General features: G+C 33.9%; 6 protein-coding genes. All 6 read right to left on the bottom strand.

Annotation, left to right across the window (positions count from 1 at the left end):
• The coding region (gene rpsU, locus ACF91D_RS29355) for a 30S ribosomal protein S21 (RefSeq protein WP_392438248.1) at positions 1-83 on the bottom strand (83 nt) is incomplete at its 3' end.
• A gap of 423 nt (positions 84-506) precedes the next feature.
• Complete coding sequence (gene mtaB, locus ACF91D_RS29360) at positions 507-1,853, bottom strand: tRNA (N(6)-L-threonylcarbamoyladenosine(37)-C(2))-methylthiotransferase MtaB (protein WP_042738557.1); 1,347 nt, start codon at positions 1,851-1,853, stop codon at positions 507-509.
• A 5-nt stretch (positions 1,854-1,858) separates the two neighbouring features.
• Positions 1,859-2,611 (bottom strand): 16S rRNA (uracil(1498)-N(3))-methyltransferase, encoded by a 753-nt coding sequence (locus tag ACF91D_RS29365; protein WP_107527461.1) that lies wholly within the window; start codon positions 2,609-2,611, stop codon positions 1,859-1,861.
• A 2-nt stretch (positions 2,612-2,613) separates the two neighbouring features.
• A complete protein-coding gene (gene prmA / locus ACF91D_RS29370; protein ID WP_107527460.1) occupies positions 2,614-3,552 on the bottom strand; it encodes a 50S ribosomal protein L11 methyltransferase in 939 nt (312 codons plus the stop codon).
• A gap of 3 nt (positions 3,553-3,555) precedes the next feature.
• Positions 3,556-4,689 carry a molecular chaperone DnaJ gene (gene dnaJ, locus ACF91D_RS29375; RefSeq protein ID WP_042738554.1) on the bottom strand — a complete coding sequence of 378 codons (1,134 nt, stop codon included), beginning with the start codon at positions 4,687-4,689 and terminating at the stop codon, positions 3,556-3,558.
• Between the two features lie 150 nt (positions 4,690-4,839).
• Positions 4,840-4,947: hypothetical protein (locus ACF91D_RS29380; protein ID WP_392438250.1), on the bottom strand; the 108-nt coding region annotated here is incomplete at its 5' end.

Below are 4,947 nucleotides of genomic sequence, written 5' to 3' on the forward strand. Positions count from 1 at the left end.
GTACCGCTTTTAGAAACTGAGCGTTTGAAACGACGTAAAGCATCTTCAAGTGATTCGTTATTTTTGACTACTGTTTTAGACATGTGTATTTCCCTCCCTCCAAATATCAACGAAACTTTATTATCATTTACATGGTATTAAACCATGTATAAGTTAGTATAATATATCTGATTAATGTGGTCAATTAGGAAATTTTCTCCTTTATAGACTTTAAATCTAAACATACTATAAAACCGCGTCAAATCAAGCTTTTAACAACTTTTCACAATCTGTGATTTCAAATTAAAAATAAACTATTATTAGCAAAAATATAATGATACAGGCTTTTATAACAGCAATTCATCAAATAAAGCTTATATATTTTTAATGAATAGTTAACAATCTCATTCAATCTTGGATAAATTTATTTAACATTTTAAAAATGGCACGAACGTTTCATACAATGATACGCCGGCCATTTATTAATTATATTCTATATTTTGTTTAGTTTAAGTTGTTCAAACACCTTAGACTAATACTGTTTGATCAGATTTATTTGTAGCATGCTCAACGACACGTAATAATTCACCTGTATTTATTGGATAATCAGGTTTTGTTACTTTTACTTTAACCAATTGACCAATCAATGTTTCATCACCAGCAAATTGAATTTTCATGTAATTATCAGCATAACCTACCAATGTGTTTGGTTCGTCTCCTACCTCTTCAGGTATTACTTCCAAGACATCCTGATCGAATTTAGAAGCATAAGTTTTAGCAAGTTGATCACTTAAGTTGATAAGACGATGTACACGTTCATTTTTTACTTCTTCATCAATTTGATCATCCATTCTTGCTGCAGGTGTTCCAATTCTTGGTGAATATGGAAATACATGTAACTCAGAAAAATGATGATCTACTATGAAATCATAAGTTTCTTGGAATTCTTCTTCTGTTTCACCAGGGAAACCAACAATGACATCACTAGTGACTGCTAATCCGGGTAACACTTCATGCAAGCGTGTTAAACGCTCTGAAAAATGTGCCATTGTATACTTTCTTCTCATACGTTTAAGCACAGTATCAGATCCAGATTGCAGAGGGATGTGTAAGTGTCTAACCACTTTATTTGAATTAGCAATAACTTCAATGACTTCATCAGTCAATTGACTTGCCTCTATTGAAGAAATTCTAATTCTTTCTAAACCATCGACTGTTTCTAAATCGCGTAATAGTTGTGCTAAATTATAATTCTTTAGGTCTTGTCCATATCCACCAGTATGAATACCTGTTAATACAATTTCTTTATATCCAGATTCAACAAGTTGTGTTGCTTGAGCAATAACTTTTTCAGGTTCTCGAGAACGCATTAATCCTCTTGCCCATGGAATAATACAAAACGTACAGAAATTATTACAGCCTTCCTGTATTTTAAGTGAAGCACGCGTACGATCAGTAAAGTATGGTACTTCTAACTCTTCGTAAGTTCTATTTTTCATAATATTACCAACACCATTAATTGGTTGGCGCTCTTGTTTAAATTCATCTATATAGCCGATTAATTTCGTTCTATCCTGTGTCCCCACAACAATATCAACACCAGGAATATCCATGATTTCTGCAGGTGATGTTTGTGCATAACAACCTGTTACACAAACCACTGCTTCCGGATTTTGTCTAATTGCACGTCTGATTACCTGTCTACTCTTCTTATCTCCTGTATTGGTAACCGTACAAGTATTGATAACAAATACATCCGCATTCGTTTCGAAATCAACTCTATCATAATTTGCTTCTTTAAATAATTGCCAAATCGCTTCAGTTTCATAATGATTCACTTTACAACCAAGTGTGTGAAATGCAACTGTTGCCATAAATATCACCCCAACAAATCTTTTTGATAGCTTACAGCACTTAATACATATAATGGTGCTGTTTCTGCTCTTAAAATTCTAGGACCAAGCCCAATCTGTGAAGCATTTGTATCAAACAATTGTACTTCTTCTGTAGAAAGGCCGCCCTCTGGTCCAAAAATGACTAATACACGATCACCAGACTCGAAATTTTGCACTAGCTTTTTAAAATTGCTAACTTCCCCATCTTTTGCTGCATCTTCATAGGCAATCAGTACATAATCATATTCATTAATAATATCATATATTAGTTTTAAATTCGACTTATACTGTATTTCTGGTATAACTAGACGATAGCTTTGCTCTGCTGCTTCTTTAATGATCTTTTGCCAACGTTCAAGTTTCTTATCCACTTTATTATCAGTCAATTTGACAACTGACCGTTGCATACCCACAGCTATAAAGTCATTGGCACCTAATTCAGTTGCTTTCTGTAGCATCCATTCATATTTATCAGCTTTGATAAGCCCACTACAGATAGTTATTTTTTGAGGTAGCTCAGTATCAACATTTAATTTTTCCACTCGCTCAACTTCAATAGAATCTGTATTAATTGCAATAATCTTACAAGTATATGCACTTTGATTATTAAATGTCACAATTATATGATTGCCTTCTTGATGACGCATTACATTTGCAATATGATGAATATCACCTTTATCTTCAATAAAAAAACGCTGATTTTCATCAGCGTTTTGGTTAATAAAGTATCTCTGCATTATTACTCGCTCACTTTCTGACCAACGATACATACCCAACTGTTATCATGATCAATAGAAATAATTTTAAAACCTACACGCTCCATTTGTTCAAGGATAGCTTCATGTTTTTCTTCAATTATACCAGAAGTAATGAAATAACCATCTTCATTTAATGTATTATAAGCATCTTCAATCATTTCTTCAATAATATGAGCTAAAATATTTGCGATTACAATATCAAATTTTTCTGTTTCATCATGCAATAAATTTCCAGGCATTGCTTCGATATAATTTTCACAGTTGTTCTTTGCAAAATTTTCTTTAGCAACTTTTACTGCTAAATCATCGACATCGAGTGCCTTAATACGCTTAGCACCTATTAAATGTGCTGCAATACTGAGAATACCAGAACCAGTACCGACATCAATTACTGAATTTGTAGGAGATACATATTGTTCGATTGCTTTCAAACACATACTTGTCGTTGGGTGGTCTCCCGTACCGAACGCCATACCTGGATCAAGCTCGATACATAATTCGTTAGTGTCTTCCTTATCATATTGCTCCCAGCTTGGAACAATCGTGAACTTTTCAGACGCACGAAATGGGTGGAAGTAGTTTTTCCATTCATTTTCCCAGTCTTGTTCTTGTAGTGATTGTTCCTCAAATTTGAAGAATTCTTTATCTAAAGATTCTATCGCTGTAATTTTTTCAATTAATTGTTCTCTAAATGCTTCAGTGAATTTAATATCATTAAAATAAGCTTTTAATCTAACACCTTTATCAGGATAATCGTCAGCTTTCAAATTATAGATTTCACCAAATTTATCTTCAAAATCATGATTTAAATCTTTAGAATCTTCAATCACTACCCCGTTAGATCCAGCATTTTCTAAAATATTTGTTATTATAGGCGACACTTCATGATTTGCAGTAATTGATATTTCGGTCCAATTCATATATTATTCTCCTTTAAAGAATCTCTTAGCTTTGTCTCTAAAATTAGAAGGTTGTTCTTCAATTTCTTCTCCACTAATTTCTGCAAATTCTCTTAACAATTCTTTTTGTCTTTCACTAATTTTTGTAGGTGTCACCACATTGATATTTACGAATAGATCCCCGTGACCATATCCGTGCACATTTTTAACACCTTTATCTTTTAATCTAAATTGTTTTGCAGTTTGAGTACCAGCAGGGATTGTCAGCATAACATGACCATTTAAAGTAGGTACTTTTACTTCATCACCTAATGCTGCTTGCGCAAAGCTAACATTTAGAGAGTGATAGATATCATCACCGTCACGTTCAAATATTTCTGATGGTTTCACTCTGAACACAACGTATAAATCACCGTGTGGTCCACCATTTTCTCCCGGTGCACCTTCGCCTGCTAATCTAATTTGTTGCTCATTGTCTACACCTTCAGGAATTTTCACGCTTATTTTCACGTTTTTATTTTCAGTTCCTTTACCATTACATGTTGGACAAGGCTCTTCAAATTCTTGACCTGAACCACTACATACTGGACAAACCTTTTCAGTTCTCACTCTACCAAGGATTGTGTTTTGTTCAACTGATACATGACCAGCACCATTACAGTAAGAACATGTTTTTTTATTTGTACCTGGCTTCGCACCTTCACCGTCACATGTGTGACATGTTACATCTTTGCGGATTGAGATTTCCTTTTCAGCACCAAAGACAGCTTCATCAAATGTAACAGTCATTGTATATTGAAGGTCATCACCTTTACGAGGTGCATTGGGGTCACGTTGACGTCCGCCTCCGAAGAATGAACTAAAGATATCTTCGAATCCGCCGCCACCAAAGCCACTGAAGTCTTGACCGCCAAATCCTTGGCCACCAAAGCCACCTTGTGGACCATCATGACCAAATTGATCATAATTTGCACGTTTATTTTCATCACTTAAGACTTCATAAGCTTCAGAAATTTCTTTGAATTTCTCATCTGAACCTTCTTCTTTATTAATATCAGGATGATATTTTTTAGATAGTTTACGATAAGCCTTTTTTATTTCATCTTTTGAAGCACTTTTACTAACACCTAAGACTTCATAATAATCTCTTTTGGCCACTATGCTCTCTCCTTTTACTTTATAGTTAAATCACTTATAGCAAAAAAGAAAAAGTCAAAGCCAATGTTCAATTGACTTTGACTTATTTTGGCTAAGCAATTGTCTCATATTTAGTTAATATGATGCACTAGAATGTGTTAAAGATTAATATTATTTTTTGTTATCTTCGTCATCTTTAACTTCTTTGAATTCTGCATCTTCAACATCACTGTCATTAGAAGCATTTGCGCTTTCACCTTGAGCTTGTTGTTGTGCTTG

The sequence above is a fragment of the Staphylococcus sp. 231237_7MaSpsaltlick genome, from assembly GCF_043107035.1.